This window comes from Phycicoccus sp. M110.8, from assembly GCF_032464895.1.
GTDB lineage: Bacteria > Actinomycetota > Actinomycetes > Actinomycetales > Dermatophilaceae > Pedococcus.
In genome coordinates this window covers 165,602-184,814 of record NZ_JAWDIC010000005.1, presented here as the reverse complement: position 1 = coordinate 184,814, position 19,213 = coordinate 165,602, and the positions used below count along the sequence as shown (strand labels likewise).

At 70.5% G+C, this 19,213-nt stretch carries 16 protein-coding genes; 9 read left to right on the top strand and 7 right to left on the bottom strand.

The annotated features are described in order from the left end of the window. Positions 1–30 precede the first annotated feature (30 nt). Entirely contained in the window at positions 31–486 is a 456-nt protein-coding gene (locus RKE38_RS19200) for a Rieske (2Fe-2S) protein (protein WP_316009077.1), read from the bottom strand. A 290-nt stretch (positions 487–776) separates the two neighbouring features. Between RKE38_RS19200 and RKE38_RS19195 the strand changes: the two genes are divergently transcribed. The 5 genes from RKE38_RS19195 to RKE38_RS19175 all read left to right on the top strand — a co-directional run bounded on the left by RKE38_RS19195 (position 777) and on the right by RKE38_RS19175 (position 5,823). Then, positions 777–1,922, top strand: a complete 1,146-nt coding sequence (locus tag RKE38_RS19195; protein WP_316009076.1) for a branched-chain amino acid ABC transporter substrate-binding protein — start codon at positions 777–779, stop codon at positions 1,920–1,922. A 138-nt stretch (positions 1,923–2,060) separates the two neighbouring features. Then, complete coding sequence (locus RKE38_RS19190) at positions 2,061–3,047, top strand: branched-chain amino acid ABC transporter permease (RefSeq protein ID WP_316009075.1); 987 nt, start codon at positions 2,061–2,063, stop codon at positions 3,045–3,047. Then, the gene (locus RKE38_RS19185; RefSeq protein ID WP_316009074.1) at positions 3,044–4,180 is read left to right on the top strand and encodes a branched-chain amino acid ABC transporter permease; all 1,137 of its coding nucleotides are present in this window, start codon (positions 3,044–3,046) and stop codon (positions 4,178–4,180) included. Before RKE38_RS19190 ends, RKE38_RS19185 begins: the two co-directional genes overlap by 4 nt. Beyond that, positions 4,173–5,114, top strand: coding sequence for an ABC transporter ATP-binding protein (locus tag RKE38_RS19180; RefSeq protein ID WP_410055487.1), 942 nt, complete (start codon positions 4,173–4,175; stop codon positions 5,112–5,114). Before RKE38_RS19185 ends, RKE38_RS19180 begins: the two co-directional genes overlap by 8 nt. Continuing rightward, a complete protein-coding gene (locus tag RKE38_RS19175; protein ID WP_316009142.1) occupies positions 5,104–5,823 on the top strand; it encodes an ABC transporter ATP-binding protein in 720 nt (239 codons plus the stop codon). Before RKE38_RS19180 ends, RKE38_RS19175 begins: the two co-directional genes overlap by 11 nt. 146 nt (positions 5,824–5,969) lie before the next feature. Here RKE38_RS19175 and uvrA read toward each other — a convergent pair whose 3' ends face one another. Continuing rightward, positions 5,970–9,041, bottom strand: a complete 3,072-nt coding sequence (gene uvrA / locus RKE38_RS19170; RefSeq protein WP_316009073.1) for an excinuclease ABC subunit UvrA — start codon at positions 9,039–9,041, stop codon at positions 5,970–5,972. A 151-nt stretch (positions 9,042–9,192) separates the two neighbouring features. Between uvrA and RKE38_RS19165 the strand changes: the two genes are divergently transcribed. Continuing rightward, positions 9,193–11,172, top strand: a complete 1,980-nt coding sequence (locus tag RKE38_RS19165; RefSeq protein WP_316009072.1) for a glycoside hydrolase family 15 protein — start codon at positions 9,193–9,195, stop codon at positions 11,170–11,172. A gap of 9 nt (positions 11,173–11,181) precedes the next feature. Further along, the gene (locus RKE38_RS19160) at positions 11,182–11,880 is read left to right on the top strand and encodes a maleylpyruvate isomerase family mycothiol-dependent enzyme (RefSeq protein WP_316009071.1); all 699 of its coding nucleotides are present in this window, start codon (positions 11,182–11,184) and stop codon (positions 11,878–11,880) included. 5 nt (positions 11,881–11,885) lie between these two features. Here RKE38_RS19160 and RKE38_RS19155 read toward each other — a convergent pair whose 3' ends face one another. From RKE38_RS19155 to RKE38_RS19145, 3 genes are all read right to left on the bottom strand, one after another. Next, on the bottom strand, positions 11,886–12,557 hold the full coding sequence (locus RKE38_RS19155) for a response regulator transcription factor (RefSeq protein ID WP_316009070.1): 672 nt from the start codon (positions 12,555–12,557) through the stop codon (positions 11,886–11,888). A 123-nt stretch (positions 12,558–12,680) separates the two neighbouring features. Next, positions 12,681–13,331: a response regulator transcription factor gene (locus RKE38_RS19150; protein WP_316009069.1), complete on the bottom strand. Its 651-nt coding sequence runs from the start codon at positions 13,329–13,331 to the stop codon at positions 12,681–12,683. Then, positions 13,328–13,894: a HAMP domain-containing sensor histidine kinase gene (locus tag RKE38_RS19145; RefSeq protein ID WP_316009068.1), complete on the bottom strand. Its 567-nt coding sequence runs from the start codon at positions 13,892–13,894 to the stop codon at positions 13,328–13,330. Before RKE38_RS19145 ends, RKE38_RS19150 begins: the two co-directional genes overlap by 4 nt. 239 nt (positions 13,895–14,133) lie before the next feature. Here RKE38_RS19145 and RKE38_RS19140 point away from each other — a divergent pair, with 239 nt between their 5' ends. Together RKE38_RS19140 and RKE38_RS19135 are read left to right on the top strand one after the other, a co-directional pair. After that, entirely contained in the window at positions 14,134–14,796 is a 663-nt protein-coding gene (locus RKE38_RS19140; RefSeq protein WP_316009067.1) for an MBL fold metallo-hydrolase, read from the top strand. Between the two features lie 112 nt (positions 14,797–14,908). Beyond that, complete coding sequence (locus RKE38_RS19135; RefSeq protein ID WP_316009066.1) at positions 14,909–15,781, top strand: EamA family transporter; 873 nt, start codon at positions 14,909–14,911, stop codon at positions 15,779–15,781. On the opposite strand, the gene RKE38_RS19130 is transcribed toward RKE38_RS19135, so the two are convergent. After that, positions 15,770–16,783 (bottom strand): TerC family protein, encoded by a 1,014-nt coding sequence (locus RKE38_RS19130; RefSeq protein ID WP_316009141.1) that lies wholly within the window; start codon positions 16,781–16,783, stop codon positions 15,770–15,772. The two genes, RKE38_RS19135 and RKE38_RS19130, sit on opposite strands and share 12 nt — an antisense overlap. Positions 16,784–17,038: 255 nt before the next feature. Beyond that, on the bottom strand, positions 17,039–19,147 hold the full coding sequence (gene uvrB / locus RKE38_RS19125) for an excinuclease ABC subunit UvrB (protein ID WP_316009065.1): 2,109 nt from the start codon (positions 19,145–19,147) through the stop codon (positions 17,039–17,041). Between the last annotated feature and the right edge of the window lie 66 nt (positions 19,148–19,213).

Sequence of the window (19,213 nt, the reverse complement as noted above, 5' to 3'; positions counted from 1 at the left end):
GCGGTCCGACGGCCCGGCGACCCGGTCGCCTCAGCTGACGGTGATGCCGTCCGTGCCGATGGTGACCTTCTTCTCCGCGAGGGGGCTGGGCGCGGGACCGACCTTGACCTGGCCGGTCGCGGCGTCGTACTCGCTCCCGTGCCCGCACGGGGACCCGCAGGTGATGACGCCGTTCGCGACCGAGCTCACGATGCAGCCCTGGTGGGTGCAGACGGCGGTGAAGGCCTTGAACTCCCCCGCCTTCGGCTGGGTCACGACGACCTTCTGGTCCGGGAAGATCTTGCCGCCCCCGACGGGGATGCTGGCCTTGTCGATGGCCTGCTTGACGGCCTCCTTCGCCGAGCTCGTGGCCGAGTCGACGACGCCGTTCGCGGCGTCCTGCGCGGAGCTGCAGCCCGCCACCACCCCGACGCCGGCGATGCCCGCGATGGCCAGGACGGTGCGACGGGTGGGACCGGTGCCGCTGTGCTCTTCGGGGTGGGTCATGGAGTTCGCCTTTCGGGAGCGGGGCTCGGGGTCGGGCCCGGAGGCCGAGTATGCAGGTGCCGTCCGGGAACCGCCCGGTGCGCGGAAGCCTGACAAGGGGGGAAACGGGCGAGGGTCGTCGGCGGTTCACCGCGCAAGGTCGCGGGCTGGTAACGACACGGTCACGCTGATCCCAAGCACCTCCCCCCGGCAGCACCGGGCGAGGCATAGTCTCCTCAAACCCCACCCCCGGGGCTGGCGCGGGTTTGGCCCCTACCTACCCGCGAGCACGATTGACTTCAGGAGGAGTCTTGCGTTCTGTCTTCAAGATCGGCGCGCCGGTGGTTGCCGCCGCGCTCGCCCTGAGTGCCTGTGGTGGCACGAGCGGCGGCGGCAGTGGTTCCGCCGGCGGCGGCGGCAAGGCCTGTGACCTCAAGATCGGCTTCTTCGGCGCCCTCACCGGCGACGCGGCCAACCTCGGCATCAACATCAAGAACGGTGCCGAGCTCGCCGTCAACCAGTACAACGAGAAGCACTCGGACTGCAAGGTCACCCTCGTCTCCTTCGACTCCCAGGGTGACCCGGCCATCGCGCCCGGCCTGGCACAGAAGGCCGTGACCGACAAGAAGCTCGTCGGCATCGTGGGCCCGGCGTTCTCCGGTGAGTCCAAGGCCGCCGACCCGATCTTCGACAAGGCCGGCCTCAACATCATCACGGCCTCCGCCACCAACCCGGCGCTCGCGGAGAACGGCTGGAAGACCTTCCACCGCATCCTCGGCAACGACGCCACCCAGGGCCCGGCGGCCGCCAAGTACATGAAGGACATCCTCAAGGCGCAGAAGGTCTTCGTCTCCGACGACACGTCCGAGTACGGCAAGGGCCTGGCGGACATCGTCAAGAAGGACCTCGGCTCGCTGGTCGTGGGCACGGACGAGACCGCTGCCGACGGCAAGCAGGACGACTTCTCCCCGACCGTGACCAAGGCCAAGGCCTCGGGCGCGACCGCGTTCTTCTACGGCGGCTACTACTCGAACGCCTCGAAGCTGGTCAAGCAGCTCAAGGACGGTGGCTTCACCGGCACGTTCGTCGCGGCCGACGGCGTCAAGGACGACGGCTTCATCAAGGGTGCCGGCCAGGCGGCCGAGGGCGCGATCCTCACCTGCCCGTGCCTGCCGCCCGACAAGGCGCCCGACTTCGCGGCCGCCTACAAGAAGGCCTACAACTCCGACCCGGCCACCTACTCGGCCGAGGCCTTCGACGCGGCGAACGTCTTCCTCGACGCCATCGCGGCCGGCAAGACGTCCTCCTCGGACATGAACTCCTTCATCGCCTCCTACGACAAGCAGGGCGTGACCAAGAAGGTCAAGTTCGACTCCAAGGGCGAGCCGGCCGAGGTCTCCGTGTGGGCCTACAAGGTCTCCGGCGGCAAGATCGTGCCGGACCAGGAAATCAAGTAACGACGCACTGGTAGCGGCCAGGACCCTCCTCAGTCAGGGTCCTGGCCGCTACCGTGTTCCCACCCGGACGCCGGGACCGGGCCGGCCGCCACCCCCTGGGCGCCGACCCGCGCAGGTCCCCCCTCACACGGAGGTCTGATGGATCTTCTGCTCAACCACTTCTGGGAACTCACCATCACGGGACTGGCCTTCGGGGCCATCTACGCCCTCATCGCCCTCGGGTACACGCTGGTCTACGGCGTCCTGCGCCTGATCAACTTCGCGCACTCCGAGGTCTTCATGTGGGGCAGCTTCGCCGCGGTGTGGGTCCTCATCGCCATCGGCGGCGGCAAGGCGACGGGCGCGGGCCTGGTCGGCTACCTCGTCGTGGGCTTCCTGGCCGCCATGCTCGTCTCCGCCCTCGTCGCCCTCGGGCTGGAGTTCGTGGCATACCGGCCCCTGCGCAAGCGCAACTCCCCGCCGCTCATCGCGCTCATCTCCGCGATCGGCGCCTCGTACACCCTGTCCGAGGCCATGGGCCTGCGCGACAAGCCCTTCAAGGCGCTGGGGCTCGACGACAACCTCGCCGACTACGTCGGACGACCGCGCGAGGCGTCCCCCTTCCCGCTGCAGATCAACACCGTCCGGCTGTTCACGATCGGCGACTACCAGGTCTCCAACAAGGACCTCATCGTCCTCGGCTCGGCCATCGTCATGATGGTGATCCTCGACCAGTTCGTGAAGCGCTCGCGCCTCGGCCGCGGCATCCGGGCCGTCGCCCAGGACCCCGAGGCCGCCGCGCTCATGGGCGTCAACCGCGACCGGGTCATCCGGCTCACGTTCGTCCTCGGCGGTGCCATGGCCGGCGCCGCGGCGATGATGTACCTCATCAAGGTGGGCCAGACGCGGTACAACGCCGGCTTCCTGCTGGGCGTCAAGGCGTTCACGGCCGCCGTCCTGGGTGGCATCGGCAACCTGCGCGGAGCCCTGCTCGGCGGGTTCGTCCTCGGCGTGGCCGAGAGCTACGGCTCGGCGATCTTCGGGTCGAACTGGAAGGACGTCGTGTCGTTCACGCTCCTCGTCGTCATCCTGCTGTTCCGGCCCACCGGCCTGCTCGGTGAGTCCCTCGGAAAGGCACGCGCATGAACGGTGTCCGCAGCTTCTTCTCCGGCGTCGCCGACCGCTACCGGGCGCTGCCCCGCTGGGCCCGGATCGTCCTCATCCTCGCCCTGGTCGTGGTCGTCTACCTCCTGCCGATCCTGAACCCGCCGTTCATCACGACGCAGGACTCCGACTTCGGTGCGGTCCTCTTCCTGTGCGCGCTGTACGCGCTGGTGGCGATCGGGCTCAACATCGTGATCGGGTATGCCGGTCTGCTCGACCTCGGGTACATCGGCTTCTTCGCGATCGGCGCCTACACCGTGGGCGTCCTCGGCTCGCAGCACGGCAAGCTGCCGCTGCTGCTCTGCATCCCGGCGGCCATGCTCGTGACCCTGGTGTCCGGCATCATCCTCGGCGCACCCACCCTGCGGGTCCGCGGCGACTACCTGGCCATCGTGACGCTCGGCTTCGGTGAGATCGTCCGGCTGATCCTGGTCAACGGCGACGCCCTGACCAACGGCAGCCGCGGCATCTCGAACATCCCGACCCCGCCGAGTGTGGTGCTCTTCTCCCTGCCCCACCTCGAGTGGAACGGCCTCGTCGCGACCCTGAACCTGGACAACACCAGCAAGGCGTTCGAGTTCAGCGTCACGGACTCGGTGCCGTACTACTGGCTGGCGCTGACCTTCGTGCTCATCGTGCTGTTCCTCGACTGGCGGATGCAGAACTCGCGCGTCGGCCGGGCCTGGGAGGCCACCCGTGAGGACGAGGACGCCGCCGAGCTCATGGGCGTGCCCACCTTCAAGTTCAAGCTGCTGGCGTTCGCCACGGGTGCCGCGATCGGTGGCCTGTCCGGGGCGCTCTTCGCCACCAAGCAGCAGTTCATCAACCCCGACAACTTCACCATCCTCTACTCGGTGCTGTTCGTGGCCATGGTCGTCGTCGGCGGCCAGGGCAACCGGTGGGGTGTCGTGGTCGCGGCCGCGCTGCTGACCTGGGCGCCGGAGAAGTTCCGGTTCCTGTCCGACGCCCGCTTCCTGCTCTTCGGCATCGCACTGATGGCCCTGGCGATCTTCCGCCCGCAGGGCCTCCTGCCCCCGAGGCGCTCGGTCCGGGCGAAACGAGCCGACGAGGTCGCCCCCGACCAGATCGACGCGGAAGGAGTCGCTCGTGTCTGACACCACCCCCTCTGCCACCACCCCCGACCCGAAGGCGTCCGGCACCCCCGAGCCCGCCAAGGGCCCCCGGGTCGACGACGACACGGTCCTCGGCCCGGACACCGAGGCCACGCCCGACACGTCGGTCGACATCTCGGTCGACGAGGTCCAGGACCTCCCGGCCGGCAAGATGCTCGAGGTCGACGACGTGACGCTGCGCTTCGGCGGCGTCACCGCCCTCGACGGCGTCTCGTTCCACATCAACACCGGGGAGATCCTCGGGCTGATCGGCCCCAACGGCGCCGGCAAGACGACCTGCTTCAACGTGATGACGGGCGTCTACCAGCCGACCTCGGGGAACGTCCGGTTCATGGGTGAGCCGCTGGGCCGGCGCAAGAAGTTCCAGATCACCAAGCTGGGCATCGCGCGCACGTTCCAGAACATCCGCCTCTTCCACAACATGACCGCGCTGGAGAACGTGCTCGTCGGCGCCGACGCGCACCACTCCACCGGCATGGGCACCGCCCTGCTCCGCCTGCCCAAGCACAAGGCGGAGGAGAAGGAGGGCATGGACCGGGGCTACGAGCTGCTCAAGTTCATGGGCCTGGAGAAGCGTGCCGACGAGCTCGCGCGGAACCTGCCCTACGGCGACCAGCGCCGGCTCGAGATCGCGCGGGCGCTGGCCACGAACCCCAAGCTCCTGTGCCTCGACGAGCCGGCGGCCGGCTTCAACCCGGCCGAGAAGGCCCGGCTGATGGAGCTGATCCAGTCGATCCGCGACCAGGGCTACACCGTCCTGCTGATCGAGCACGACATGAAGCTCGTCATGGGCGTCACCGACCGGATCGTCGTGCTGGAGTTCGGCAAGAAGATCGCCGAGGGCAAGCCGGCCGAGATCCAGGACAACCCCGCGGTCATCGCCGCCTACCTGGGAGTGGATGAGAATGCTTCTTGAGGTCGACGACCTCTGCGTCAACTACGGCCGGATCGAGGCGATCCGCAACATCTCGTTCCGGGTCGAGGAGGGTGAGGTCGTCACCCTGATCGGCGCCAACGGCGCGGGCAAGACGACGACGATGAAGACGGTGTCGGGCCTGCGCCCGGTCCGGGCCGGCTCCATCCGCTTCGAGGGCCAGGACATCACCACCATGCCGGCCCACGACCGCCCGGTCCTGGGCATCGCGCAGTCCCCCGAGGGCCGCGGCTGCTTCGTCGGCATGACGGTCACCGAGAACCTCGACATGGGTGCCTACGCCCGCAAGGACCGGAAGTCGGGCAAGGTCCGCGAGGACCTCGACCGCGTCTTCGGGCTCTTCCCCCGCCTGGCGGAGCGCCGGACGCAGGTCGCCGGCACCATGTCCGGTGGCGAGCAGCAGATGCTCGCCATCGGCCGTGCGCTGATGGCCTCGCCCAAGCTGCTGCTGCTCGACGAGCCGTCCATGGGCCTCGCGCCCAAGCTCATCCAGCAGATCTTCGAGATCATCACGGAGATCAACAAGCAGGGCACCACCGTGCTCCTCGTGGAGCAGAACGCCGCGCAGGCGCTCAAGCGGGCACACCGCGCCTACATCCTCGAGACCGGGGAGATCGTCCGGGAGGGCACCGGCGAGGAGCTCGCCAACGACCCGGCCGTCAAGGCGGCGTACCTCGGCGGCGACGTCTAGCCCAGCTCGAACCACCACGCGAACGGCCCCGGAGGAGAACCTCCGGGGCCGTTCCGTGCACCAAACCCTCCACTTGTTGCCAGCAGATGGTCACCCAGCACGCCCGGGGCGACTGCGGTGACCACGACGTGGCAACAAGTGGAGAATCAACGGGTTGAGCGAGGAGCCTTCTTCGCCGCAACCTTCTTCGTCGCAGTCTTCTTCGCCGCAGCCTTCTTCGCGGTGCTGGCGGTCGTCCGCGTGGCCGTGCGCTTGGTCGCAGCCGAGGCGGCGGCCGTCTTCTTCGTCGCCCGGCTGCCGGTCGCCCGGGTGGGGGTGCGCGCGCTCTTGGCGAGCACCGGGGCGAGGAACCGGCCCGTGTGGCTCTCCTCGACCTGTGCGACCTCCTCCGGCGTGCCCTCGGCGATGACCAGGCCACCGCCGTTGCCGCCTTCGGGACCCATGTCGATGATCCAGTCGGCGTTCTTGATGACGTCGAGGTTGTGCTCGATGACGATGACCGTGTTGCCCTTGTCGACCAGGCCCTGCAGGACGAGCAGCAGCTTGCGGATGTCCTCGAAGTGCAGGCCGGTCGTCGGCTCGTCGAGCACGTAGATCGTCCGGCCGGTCGACCGCTTCTGCAGCTCGGAGGCCAGCTTCACGCGCTGGGCCTCGCCACCGGACAGGGTCGGCGCCGGCTGGCCGAGCCGGACGTAGCCCAGACCGACGTCGTTGAGCGTCTTCATGTGCCGGGCGATGGCGGGCACCGCGGCGAAGAACTCGGCGGCCTCCTCGATCGGCATGTCGAGGACGTCGGCGATCGTCTTGCCCTTGAAGTGCACCTCGAGGGTCTCCCGGTTGTACCGGGCGCCGTGGCACACCTCGCACGGGACGTAGACGTCCGGCAGGAAGTTCATCTCGATCTTGATGGTGCCGTCACCGGAGCAGGCGTCGCAGCGCCCGCCCTTGACGTTGAACGAGAACCGCCCCGGCTGGTAGCCGCGGATCTTCGCCTCGGTAGTCGTGGCGAAGAGCTTGCGGATCGCGTCGAACACACCGGTGTAGGTGGCGGGGTTGGACCGTGGCGTGCGACCGATCGGGCTCTGGTCGACGTGCACGACCTTGTCGAGGTGCTGCAACCCCGTGACCGTCTTGTGCCGGCCGGGGACGTGCCGGGCGCCGTTGAGCTTGTTGGCCAGGACGTTGTAGAGGATGTCGTTGACCATGGTCGACTTGCCCGACCCGGAGACGCCGGTCACCGCCGTCAGGGTGCCCAGGGGGAACGACACGTCGACCCCCTTGAGGTTGTGCTCGCGCGCACCGACCACCTTGACCTCGCGACCCTTCTCCCGCGGGCGCCGCACCGACGGGGTGGGGATCTCGAGCCGGCCGGACAGGTACTTGCCGGTCACCGAGTCGGGGTGCTCGAGCAGGCCCTTGACGGTGCCGGAGTGCACGACGACGCCGCCGTGCTCGCCGGCGCCCGGGCCGATGTCGACGACCCAGTCGGCGGTGGCGATGGTGTCCTCGTCGTGCTCGACGACGATGAGCGTGTTGCCGAGGTCGCGCAGCCGGGTGAGGGTCTCGATGAGCCGGTGGTTGTCGCGCTGGTGCAGGCCGATGCTCGGCTCGTCGAGGACGTAGAGGACGCCGACCAGGCCGGACCCGATCTGGGTCGCGAGCCGGATGCGCTGGGCCTCACCACCGGACAGGGTGCCCGCGGGGCGGTCGAGCGAGAGGTAGTCGAGGCCGACGTCGAGCAGGAAGCCGAGGCGGGCCTCGATCTCCTTGATCACGCGCTCGGCGATCTGCCGCTCGCGGGGGCTGAAGTCGACCTCCTTGAGGAAGGTCGCGCAGTCGGCGATCGCCATGGCGCAGACCGCGGAGATCGACTGGCCGCCCAGCAGGACCGCCAGCGACTCCGGCTTGAGGCGTGCGCCCTTGCACTCGGGGCACGGGACCTCGCGCATGTACCCCTCGTACCGCTCACGGCTCCACTCCGAGTCGGTCTCGGAGTGCCGGCGGCGGACGAACGGGACGACGCCCTCGAACCCCGTCGTGTACGAGCGCTCCCGGCCGTAGCGGTTGCGGTAGCGGACGTGCACCTTGTAGTTCTGCCCGTGCAGCAGCGCCTCCTTGGCGCGGGCCGGCAGCGAGTGCCACGGGGCGTCCATCGAGAACTTGAGGTCCTCGGCCAGCGCCGTCATGACCCGCTGGAAGTACTCCGCCGACCCGCTGCCCTGGGCCCACGGCGCGATCGCACCGTCGGCCAGGGAGAGGTCCTCGTCGGGCACGAGCAGCTCGGGGTCGACCTCGAGCTCGGTGCCGAGTCCGGTGCACTTGGGGCAGGCGCCGAAGGGGCTGTTGAACGAGAACGAGCGCGGCTCGACCTCGTCCATGGCGAGGGGGTGGTCGTTGGGGCAGGCCATCTTCTCGGAGAAGCGCCGCTCGCGCTCCGGGTCGTCGGCGTCGCGGTCGACGAACTCGACCACGAGCACGCCGCCAGCCAGGGACAGGGCCGTCTCGACCGAGTCGGTGAGCCGGCGCTTGGACCCGGCGTCGTCGCCCTTGGCCACGAGCCGGTCGACGACGACGTCGATCGTGTGCTTGACCTGCTTCTCGAGCTTGGGCGGCTCGGTCAGCGACACCACCTCGCCGTCGACCCGGGCCCGCGAGAAGCCCTTGGTCTGCAGCTCGGCGAACAGGTCGACGTACTCGCCCTTGCGCGCCCGGACGACCGGCGCCAGGACCTGGAAGCGGGTGCGCTCGGGCAGCTCGAGCAGGCGGTCGACGATCTGCTGCGGGCTCTGCCGGGTGATCGGTTCGCCGCAGACGGGGCAGTGCGGCCGCCCGGCGCGGGCGAAGAGCAGGCGCAGGTAGTCGTAGACCTCGGTGATGGTGCCGACGGTCGAGCGCGGGTTGCGGTTGGTCGACTTCTGGTCGATCGACACGGCCGGCGAGAGGCCCTCGATGAAGTCGACGTCCGGCTTGTCCATCTGGCCGAGGAACTGGCGGGCGTACGCGGAGAGCGACTCGACGTAGCGACGCTGGCCCTCGGCGAAGATGGTGTCGAACGCCAGGGAGGACTTGCCGGAGCCCGAGAGGCCCGTGAACACGATCATCGAGTCGCGCGGCAGCTCGATCGAGACGTCGCGGAGGTTGTGCTCGCGGGCCCCGCGGACGATGAGCTGGTCGTGCGTCGGACGGCGTGCGGGCAGGGCGGAAGTCACGGTGTCCATCGTAGGTGGGGCCACCGACATCGCCCGTCGGAGCCCTGTCCGACCTGCGCCGGAGCCCTCCCCGGCCCGCCTCGGAGGCCTCGCGGGGCCTCGCCACGCACCCCCGCGCGCCCGCGTGCGGGGCCGCCGGCACCCGGCATACAGTCGCCGCATGCCCGGCCACGAGAACACGCCCATCGAGGAGTACGCGCTCCTCGGCGACACGGAGACCGCGGCCCTCGTGAGCCGGCAGGGCTCGATCGACTGGCTGTGCCTGCCGCGCTTCGACTCCCCCGCCTGCTTCGCGGCGCTGCTGGGCACGCCGGAGCACGGACGCTGGCTGCTGGGGCCGCGGGACGAGGCGCGCAGCATCCGCAGCTACGTCGACCACTCCTTCGTGCTGGAGACCGTCCACGAGACCGCCACCGGCGCGGTGAAGGTGACCGACCTCATGCCGCTCGGCGACGGGCGCGCCGACATCGTGCGCAGCGTCGAGGGGCTGCACGGTGTCGTGACGATGCAGCACGAGTGGGTCGTCCGGTTCGAGTACGGCCAGGTGCGGCCCTGGGTGTCGCACGGCACGGGGCACCGCCTCGACAGCGACGTCATCCGCGCGGTCGCCGGCCCCGACATGCTCGTGCTGCGCGGCACCCGGCTCCCCCGCGCCCGGGACGGCAGGCACGTGGACGAGTTCGAGGTCCACGCCGGCGAGACCCACACGTTCTCCACGACCTGGTTCCCGTCGTACGAGCCGGTGCCGCCGCCGCTGGACATCGACAGCCGGATCGAGGAGACCGTCCGCGTCTCCACGCACTGGGCGTCGCGGTGCGACTACGAGGGGCCGCACCGCGACCTGGTCGTGCGGTCGCTGCTCACCCTGCGGGCGCTCACCCACTCCCGGTTCGGCGGCATCGTGGCCGCGCCCACGACCAGCCTCCCCGAGGACTTCGGGGGCGAGCGGAACTGGGACTACCGCTACTGCTGGCTGCGCGACGCCTCGCTGACGCTCGAGGCGCTGTTGGCGTCCGGGTACGTCGACGAGGCGCGGCTGTGGCGCAACTGGCTCGTGCGCGCCGTCGCCGGCGACCCCGAGGACCTGCAGATCATGTATGCCGTCGACGGTGCCCGGCGGCTGCCGGAGCGGACGCTGGAGCACCTGCCCGGGTATGCCGACTCGGTGCCGGTCCGCGTGGGCAACGGCGCGGTCGAGCAGCGCCAGTCCGACGTGCTCGGCGAGGTGATGATCGCCCTGGACGAGGCCCGGCGGCGGGGTCTGGAGGTGCTGCCCCAGGCGTGGGCGATGCAGCGGGTCCTCGTCGACGAGCTGGCCCGCCACTGGGACGCCCCCGACAACGGTCTGTGGGAGATCCGGGGTCCGCGGCGGCACTTCACCCACTCGCGGGTCATGGTGTGGGCGGCGCTCGACCGTGCCGTGCGCGGGGTCGAGGAGTGGGGCCTCGAGGGGCCGGTCGAGCGCTGGCGCGACCTGCGGGACCGGGTGCGCGAGGAGATCCTCGACAAGGGGTTCGACCCCGACCGCGGCACGTTCACCCAGCACTACGACACCCGGGAGGTCGACGCCTCGCTCCTGCTCATCCCCCTCGTCGGGTTCCTCCCGGCGGACGACCCACGGGTGCTCGGCACGATCGCGGCCGTGGAGCAGGACCTCATGCGTGACGGCTTCCTGCTGCGCTACCGCACCCAGAGCGGGGTCGACGGCCTCGCCGGTGACGAGCACCCGTTCCTCGCCTGCTCGTGGTGGCTGGTGAGCGCGTATGCCGTGAGCGGCCAGGTCGACAAGGCCACCGCCCTCATGGACCGTCTCGTCACCCTCTTCAACGACGTCGGCCTGGTCTCGGAGGAGTACGACCCCGCGAACGGACGCATGGTAGGCAACTTCCCGCAGGCGTTCTCCCACCTCGCCTTCATCGGCGCCGCCCACGCGCTGGCCCAGGCCACGAAGGCAGCGGCAGCGAAGCCGGGCTCCGAAGCGCCGTCCGGGGGGAGCTCGGCGTCGGGGGGTGCCCCGCTGTCCGGAGGGACCACCTCGTCAGAGGGGACGACGCCGTCGGACCCGGTCACCCCCGAGCCTGCGCAGGCAGACGGCCCCACGGGCGGGGCGAACCGTGCGGCGGGGCCCTCGGGCTCCTAGCCTTCGGGCATGGAGTCCCAGCTCGCCGCCCTGGCCGCCCACACCGACCGCCTCCTCGCCACCGCCGGCGCCCTCGACGACCCGGCCGCCGACTCGCTCTGCGACGGGTGGACCCGCGGGCACGTCCTGACCCACGTCGCCCGCAACGCCGAGGCGATCGACCGGCTGGCGCAGTGGGCCATGGACGGGGAGCGGCGCGAGATGTACCCCGGGGGGACGCGGGCACGTGACGCGGACATCGAGGCGGGCGCAGGACGGCCCCTGTCCGAGCTGGTCGAGGACGTCCGCAGCACGGCGCAGGCGTTGGCGCCGGTGCTCGAGCGGCTCGCCACAGCACCCCGCGCCGTCGAGCACGTGGAGATGCGCGGCGGCCTCGCCGTGTCGCCCGACGTGCTCCCGCTGCTGCGGCTGCGCGAGGTCGTCTTCCACCACGTCGACCTCGCGGCCGGCTTCACCTTCGCGGACGTCGAGCCCGGCCTGGCGAAGCGGTTCGTGGGCGACGCCGTCACCCGGCTGCGGGCGGCCGCACCCGAGCTCGCCCTGTCGCTGCGCTCCGACGAGGGCGACACCTGGCGCCTCGGCCCCGACGACGCGGCCGACGTCGCCGAGGTGACCGGGCCGCTGGCGGGACTGCTGCTCTGGCTCGCCCGGCGCGACGCCAGTGGCGTGCGCTCCGAGCACCTGCCGGAGCTCCCCCGCGGCTCGTAGCCGCCTCAGGCGGTGAGCCGGGTCCCGGTGATGCCGGCGCGCCGGGCGATGGCCACCGCGGCCAGCGCCGAGTGCACCTTGAGCTTGTGCAGGATGCTCTGCACGTGGGTGCGCACCGTGTTGGGCGACACGTGCAGCAGGTCCCCGATCTCGGTGCGGGTCAGGCCCTCGACGAGGCAGGACAGGACCTCGAGCTCGCGTGAGGTCAGGTCGGTGATCCCCTGCACGTTCTCGAGCTGCGGCTGGGCGCCCCGGGACATGCCCACGAGGACCTGGGCGAGCAGGTCGGCCGGGATGCAGGTCTCCCCGCGCGCCACGCCCCGGATCGCGTCCGCGAGCGCGTTGGCCGTCACGGTCTTCGGCAGCCAGCCGCGAACGCCCAGCTGCACCGCCTCGACCACCCGAGAGTCGGACTCGGCGCCGGTCGCCACGAGGATGCCCGCGCGGGGACGGGTGCGCAGGACGTGCCGGGCCACCTCGAGCCCGTCCTCCCCCGCCAGCCCCAGGTCGAGGACCAGGACGTCGAAGTCGACGTCGTCGACGAGGCGCATGGCATGGTCGAGGCTCGTCGCGGCGCCCGTGACCACCAGGTCCGGGTGGTCACCCAGACAGAGGGCCAGGGCGTCGACGAACACCTCGTGGTCGTCCACCAGGACGACGCGGATCGGCGACGACATGCGCACAGGCTGCCGTCCCCGGCCCCGCGCGGTAACCGACCCGTGCCGGAGGGTCCGCTACGTCAAAAGGGTGACGGTCCGTCTGCACCGCAGACGGACCGTCACCCCGGGAACCCCCACACGTCAGCGCAGGTGCGCCGGCCACGTCTCCTGGGACCCGTGGGCGGAGAGCAGGGCCGCTGCCTGGAGCCGGGAGTGGACCCCCAGCTTGGTCAGCAGGTTCTGCACGTGCGTGCGCGCCGTGCTGCGCTGGACGCCGAGCGAGGCAGCCATCTCCTCCGTCGTCTGGCCGTCCATGATGCAGCGCATCACCTGCCACTCGCGGTCGGTGAGGAACTGCAGCGCCCACAGCGGGTCGTCCGACGACTTCTGCGGGCGCAGCGCGCGCTGCAGCAGCGACGGCTCCACCGCGAGCTGGCCGCGCACGGCCCGGTCGAGCATCTCGACGATCTCGACGATGGGCTTCTCCTTGCCGACGTACCCGGACGCGCCCTCGGCGATGGCGCGGCCGACGATGGCGTGGTCGGCCTCAGCCGACAGCATCACGACCTTGGTCGAGGGCGAGAGCTCGCGGATCCGGTGGATCGCCGTCAGCGACGTCCCGCCCGGGAAGTTGACGTCGAGCAGGCAGACGTCCGGGTGGTGCTCCGCGACCGCCTCGACCGCCTCGTCCGGCGACTCGGCGAGCGCCAGGACCTCGTGACCCCGTGCACCCAGCGCGAGGCCCAGGGCCTCGAGCAGGAGCAGGTGGTCGTCACAGACCACGATCCTCATGAGGCCACCGACCTCAGGCCCGACGGGGTCAGGCGGATGTCCGCCTCGACGCCGCCGCCGGCACCACCGTGGATCTCGAACGACCCACCGCACGACGCGACCATCGCCCGCGTCGTGGTCAGGCCGAGCGACGTCCGCGACGAGATCTTGCCCAGGCCCGGCCCGTCGTCGACGACGCTCAGGTGCACGCCGACGGGGTCCTGGTGGACCGCGACCTGGACGTGGCCGTCCTCGCCGGCAGCACGGACCGCGTTGTCGAGCACGCAGGCGAGTGCCCGGCTCAACGCGACCGGGCGTGCGGATGCATACGCCACCGTGTCTCCCACGAGCTCGATCTCGCACTCCGCGGTCGCCCGCGCACGCTCGACCCCACGGGCCGCCACCTCGGCGACGTCCGTCGGGACGACCGCGTCGGTGGCGCCGCCACCGAGGCTGGCCTCGACCAGCTCGGCGAGCCAGCGCGCCTGCCCGGCGATGACGTCGAACTTGCGGTTCGTGTCCCCACCCTCCGTGCCGGCCATCAGCAGGATGGCCGCCAGCGGCTGCCGCAAGTCGTGCAGCAACGCTCGAACGGTGTCGATTTCCCCTCCAGCGACTGGGCGCTGGACCTCCTGTACCACTGCAACCATGTGCATTCCCTCACAACCCGCGAGCCGGGGTCCTGCACCCCCTGTGAGGCCCCCTGTGGCTCTGCGACCGCTCAAAAGTAGGACGCTGGAAAGAGGAGCAGCAATAGTCATTCGGGACTAGGCGATTCCACCGATTTCCCGCGGTTGCCTTTCTTCGGGGGAGAATGCCTTCCATGGCGATGACCAGCGACGACGGATCCGGCCGACCTGAGGAGGAACACGTCTGGGGAGGTCTCACGATGTGGCGTGCGGCCGTCTCGGAGATGGACAACAACGCCTACCTGCTGCGCTGCTCGAGCACCGGCGAGCTGCTCCTCGTCGACGCCGCCGACGAGGCCGGGCGGCTGCTCGCGCTCGTGGCGCACGCCGGCGGGGACCTGCGCACTGTCGTGACGACGCACCAGCACTGGGACCACCACCGGGCCCTGGCCGCGGTCGTGGCCGCGACCGGCGCGTCCACCGCGTGCGGGGCCGACGACGCCGCGGGTATGCCGGTGCCCCCGGACCGCGTGCTGGCGCACGGTGACGTGGTGCGGGTGGGCGAGGTGGCGCTCGAGGTCGTGCACCTGCGGGGCCACACCCCCGGCTCCGTGGCCCTTGCGTACCGCGACCCGGAGGGACCGACGCAGCTCTTCACCGGCGACTCGCTCTTCCCCGGTGGCGTGGGCAACACCAAGAACCCCGGCCAGAGCTTCGACTCGCTCATCGAGGACGTGACGACCCGTGTCTTCGACGTCTACGACGACGACACGGTGGTGTGGCCGGGCCATGGCGCGAGCACCACCCTGGGCGCCGAGCGGCCGCACTTGCCGGAGTGGCGCGCCCGCGGCTGGTGAGCGGGTAGGGCGCAGGGCGGGGCAGGGCGCTCACACCGCCGAACCCACCGGCGCACACACCGGCGCAGACCGCGACGCGGACGCCCGGGACGGCTCACTAGAGTCGCGGACTGTGACGTCCCGCCGGCCCCCTGCACCTCCGCTGCTGCTGGTGCTGACGGCGATCGCGTCGGTCCAGTTCGGCGGTGCCCTCGCGGCCACGCTGGTCCCCGAGATCGGCGCGGGCGGGTCGGTGACGCTGCGGCTGCTGTTCGCCGCCGCGATCCTGGGGCTGCTGGCCCGGCCCCGTCTGCGGGGGCACTCGCGGCGCGCGTGGCTCGTGGTCGTCGGCTTCGGCCTCGCCCTGGGGCTGATGAACCTGGCCTTCTACGCCTCGCTCGCGCGCCTGCCGATCGGCGTGGCGGTCACCATCGAGTTCCTCGGCCCGCTCACCCTCGCCACCGTCCTGTCCCGGCGCGCCCGCGACCTCGCGGCCGTCGGCGCGGCGGCCGTGGGCGTGGTCCTCATCTCCGAGGCGCTCGACACACCCTGGGCCCAGCTCGAGTGGGCCGGGCTGGGGCTGGCGGCGCTCGCCGGCGCCTGCTGGGCGGCATACATCGTCGCGAGCCGGCACGCCGGCCGCGAGTTCGTCGGGCTCGACGGCCTGGCGCTGGCCATGGGCGTCGCCCTGCTCGTCGGCCTGCCCTTCGGCGCCGCGTCGGTGCCGCACTGGACCGGCGAGGCGGTGCTCAAGGGGCTCGGGATCGCGGTGCTGTCGTCCGTGCTGCCGTACTCGCTCGAGCTCGCGGCCCTGCGGCACCTGAGCCCCCGGACGTTCGGGGTGCTGCTCAGCCTCGAGCCGGCCGCCGCCGCGCTCGCCGGCCTGCTCGTGCTCGACCAGCGGCTGCACCCCACCCAGCTGGCGGGCATGGGGCTGGTCGTGCTGGCCAGCGCCCTGGTCATGGGCGCCGGCCAGCCACGGGACCCCGCAGCCTCAGGAGGCTGAGCGCTCCACCTCGGACTCGCGGTCGTCGCGCCGCGTCTTCCACAGGCTCGCGGCGGTGGTGACGCCCAGGATGACGACGATGGCACCGAGCGACACCGAGATCGGGATGTCGGGTGCGGCGGTCACGTGCTCGCCACCGTTGATGAAGGGCAGCTCGTTCTCGTGCAGGGCGTGCAGCACGAGCTTGACGCCGATGAAGGCGAGCAGGACGGCCAGTCCCACGCTGAGGTAGACGAGCTTCTTGAGCAGGCCGCCGATGAGGAAGTAGAGCTGGCGCAGGCCCATCAGCGCGAAGAGGTTCGCGGTGAGGACGAGGTACGGCTCCTTGGTCAGGCCGTAGATCGCCGGGATGGAGTCGAGGGCGAAGAGCAGGTCGGTCGTGCCGAGCGCCACGATGACGATGAACATCGGGGTGGCGAGCTTCTTGCCGTCGACCTTCGTGAACAGCTTCGGGCCGTCGTACTCCTTGGTGGCGGGGAAACGCCGCTCCACCCAGCGCATGAAGCCGTTCTCCTCGTACTCCTCGTCGTCGTCACCGCTCTCGCGGGCGAGCTTGACCGCGGTGTAGATGAGGAACGCGCCGAAGATGTAGAAGACCCAGGAGAACTGGTTGATGGCCGCCGCACCGACGGCGATGAAGATGCCGCGCAGGACGATGGCGATGACGATGCCGACGAGCAGCGCCGTCTGCTGCAGCTTCTCCGGCACCGCGAACCGCGCCATGATCAGCAGGAAGATGAAGAGGTTGTCGACCGACAGCGAGTACTCGGTGAGCCAGCCGGCGTAGTACTCGGTCATGAACTTCGCGCCGGCCTGGTCGTGGGTGAACCACCAGACGCCGAGGCCGAAGACCAGGGCCGCGCCGACGTAGACCGCCAGCGCGAGGCTGACCTCCTTGGTCGTCGGCACGTGTGGCCGCCGGGCCACGACGAAGATGTCGAAGAGCAGCACCGCGGCCATGAGCCCGATGGTGAGGTACCAGACCCAGGGGGCGACCTCCATCTGCGTGGTGGTGGTCGCTGCGAGTGTGGTCACGGTCAAGGGTCCTCCGGTCACGACGAGGTGGCCGGAGGTCTCTCCCGCCCCGTGAGGTGCGGACCGGCGCCCCGGGCCGAAAGCCGTGATGACGAGGACACCGCGATGGGGATACTCCCCTCCGAATGGTGCGACCAGTCTCCCAGACCGCGGGGGTGGCCCCAAATCGAGTCCATCCGGCTGCCGCCTCCACCGGGGGTGGGCCTCAGGCTGTTGGCGGCCTCACTTGGTCGCCTCGGACATCTGGCGCAGCTCCTTCTTGAGGTCGCCAATCTCGTCGCGCAGGCGCGCCGCGAGCTCGAAGTGCAGGTCGGCGGCCGCCTGGTGCATCTGGGTGGACAGCTCCTGGATGAGGTTGGCCAGGTCATTGGCGGGCATGCCGCGGAGCCGGTCCGCAGCCACCCCGGCGTCGGCCTGGACGGTTCCACGGCCGCCGCGCTGGCCGGTCTTGCCCCGCGACTGGGTGCGGCCGGAGCCGATGAGCGCCTCGGTGTCGGCGTCCTCGCGCTGGATGAGGTCGGTGATGTCGGCGATCTTCTTGCGCAGCGGCTGGGGGTCGACCCCGGCCTCCTTGTTGTAGGCGATCTGCTTCTCGCGGCGGCGCTGCGTCTCCTCGATCGCCTCCTGCATCGAGGGGGTGACCGAGTCGGCGTACATGTGCACCTGTCCGGAGACGTTGCGGGCCGCGCGGCCGATCGTCTGGATGAGCGAGCGGGCCGAGCGCAGGAAGCCCTCCTTGTCGGCGTCGAGGATGCTCACGAGCGACACCTCGGGCAGGTCGAGGCCCTCACGGAGCAGGTTGATGCCGACGAGCACGTCGTACTCGCCCATGCGCAGCTCGCGCAGCAGCTCCACCCGGCGCAGCGTGTCGACCTCACTGTGCAGGTACCGGACGCGCACCCCCTTGTCGAGCAGGTAGTCGGTGAGGTCCTCGGCCATCTTCTTGGTCAGGGTGGTCACGAGGACGCGCTCGTTCTTCTTCGTGCGCTCGCCGATCTCGTGCAGCAGGTCGTCGATCTGGCCCTTGGTCGGCTTGAGGATGACCTCGGGGTCGATGAGCCCGGTGGGGCGGATGATCTGCTCGACGACACCGGTCGCCTGGGCCAGCTCGTAGGGGCCGGGCGTCGCGGACAGGTAGACGGTCTGCCCGATCCGCTCGAGGAACTCCTCCCACTTCAGCGGGCGGTTGTCCATGGCCGAGGGGAGCCGGAAGCCGTGGTCGACGAGCATGCGCTTGCGCGACATGTCGCCCTCGTACATGGCGCCGATCTGGGGCACGGTGACGTGCGACTCGTCGATGACGAGCAGGAAGTCCTCGGGGAAGTAGTCGAGGAGGGTGTTGGGCGCGGTGCCCCGGGCGCGGCCGTCGATGTGCATCGAGTAGTTCTCGATGCCGGAGCACGAGCCGACCTGGCGCATCATCTCGATGTCGTACGTGGTGCGCATGCGCAGCCGCTGGGCCTCGAGCAGCTTGTTCTGCTTCTCCAGCTCGGCCAGGCGGTCGGCCAGCTCGAGCTCGATGCCGCGGATCGCCCGCTCCATCCGCTCCGGGCCCGCGACGTAGTGGGTCGCGGGGAAGACGTACATCTCCTGCTCCTCGCGCATCACCTCGCCGCTGATCGGGTGCAGCGTGTAGATCCGCTCGATCTCGTCGCCGAAGAACTCGATGCGCACCGCGAGCTCCTCGTAGACGGGGATGATCTCCACGGTGTCCCCACGTACGCGGAACGTCCCGCGGGTGAAGGCGAGGTCGTTGCGGGTGTACTGCATCTGCACGAACCGCCGCAGCAGGTCGTCGCGGTCGACCTGCTGCCCGACCTTGAGCCGTGCCATCCGGTCGACGTACTCCTGCGGCGTGCCGAGGCCGTAGATGCAGGACACGGACGCGACCACGACGACGTCGCGGCGGGTGAGCAGCGAGTTCGTCGCGCTGTGGCGCAGCCGCTCCACCTCGTCGTTGATCGAGGAGTCCTTCTCGATGTACGTGTCCGTCTGCGGGATGTACGCCTCGGGCTGGTAGTAGTCGTAGTACGAGACGAAGTACTCGACCGCGTTGTGCGGCAGCAGCTCGCGGAACTCGTTGGCCAGCTGCGCGGCCAGCGTCTTGTTCGGCGCCATCACGAGGGTGGGGCGCTGCACCTGCTCGATGAGCCAGGCGGTGGTCGCGGACTTGCCCGTGCCGGTCGCGCCGAGCAGGACGGTGTCCTTCTCCCCCGCCTTGATGCGCCGGGAGAGGTCGGCGATGGCGGCGGGCTGGTCACCGGCGGGCTGGAACTCGGAGACCACCTCGAACGGGGCCACCGTGCGCTGCAGGTCGGTCGTGGGACGCATGGATCCACCGTATGCCGTGGCACCGACACCGCACCCCGCGCACCTGCCCGGACGCCCCTGTCCGAC

Bases quoted from the DNA above. Each gene is read 5' to 3' on its own strand.
- RKE38_RS19160 (WP_316009071.1), top strand. From the start codon at position 11,182: ATGGAGTCCCAGCTCGCCGCCCTGGCCGCCCACACCGACCGCCTCCTC.
- RKE38_RS19155 (WP_316009070.1), bottom strand. From the start codon at position 12,557: ATGTCGTCGCCGATCCGCGTCGTCCTGGTGGACGACCACGAGGTGTTC.
- RKE38_RS19130 (WP_316009141.1), bottom strand. From the start codon at position 16,783: ATGGAGGTCGCCCCCTGGGTCTGGTACCTCACCATCGGGCTCATGGCC.
- RKE38_RS19165 (WP_316009072.1), top strand. From the start codon at position 9,193: ATGCCCGGCCACGAGAACACGCCCATCGAGGAGTACGCGCTCCTCGGC.
- RKE38_RS19150 (WP_316009069.1), bottom strand. From the start codon at position 13,331: ATGAGGATCGTGGTCTGTGACGACCACCTGCTCCTGCTCGAGGCCCTG.
- RKE38_RS19190 (WP_316009075.1), top strand. From the start codon at position 2,061: ATGGATCTTCTGCTCAACCACTTCTGGGAACTCACCATCACGGGACTG.
- uvrA (WP_316009073.1), bottom strand. From the start codon at position 9,041: ATGGACACCGTGACTTCCGCCCTGCCCGCACGCCGTCCGACGCACGAC.
- RKE38_RS19200 (WP_316009077.1), bottom strand. From the start codon at position 486: ATGACCCACCCCGAAGAGCACAGCGGCACCGGTCCCACCCGTCGCACC.
- uvrB (WP_316009065.1), bottom strand. From the start codon at position 19,147: ATGCGTCCCACGACCGACCTGCAGCGCACGGTGGCCCCGTTCGAGGTG.
- RKE38_RS19140 (WP_316009067.1), top strand. From the start codon at position 14,134: ATGGCGATGACCAGCGACGACGGATCCGGCCGACCTGAGGAGGAACAC.
- RKE38_RS19185 (WP_316009074.1), top strand. From the start codon at position 3,044: ATGAACGGTGTCCGCAGCTTCTTCTCCGGCGTCGCCGACCGCTACCGG.
- RKE38_RS19175 (WP_316009142.1), top strand. From the start codon at position 5,104: ATGCTTCTTGAGGTCGACGACCTCTGCGTCAACTACGGCCGGATCGAG.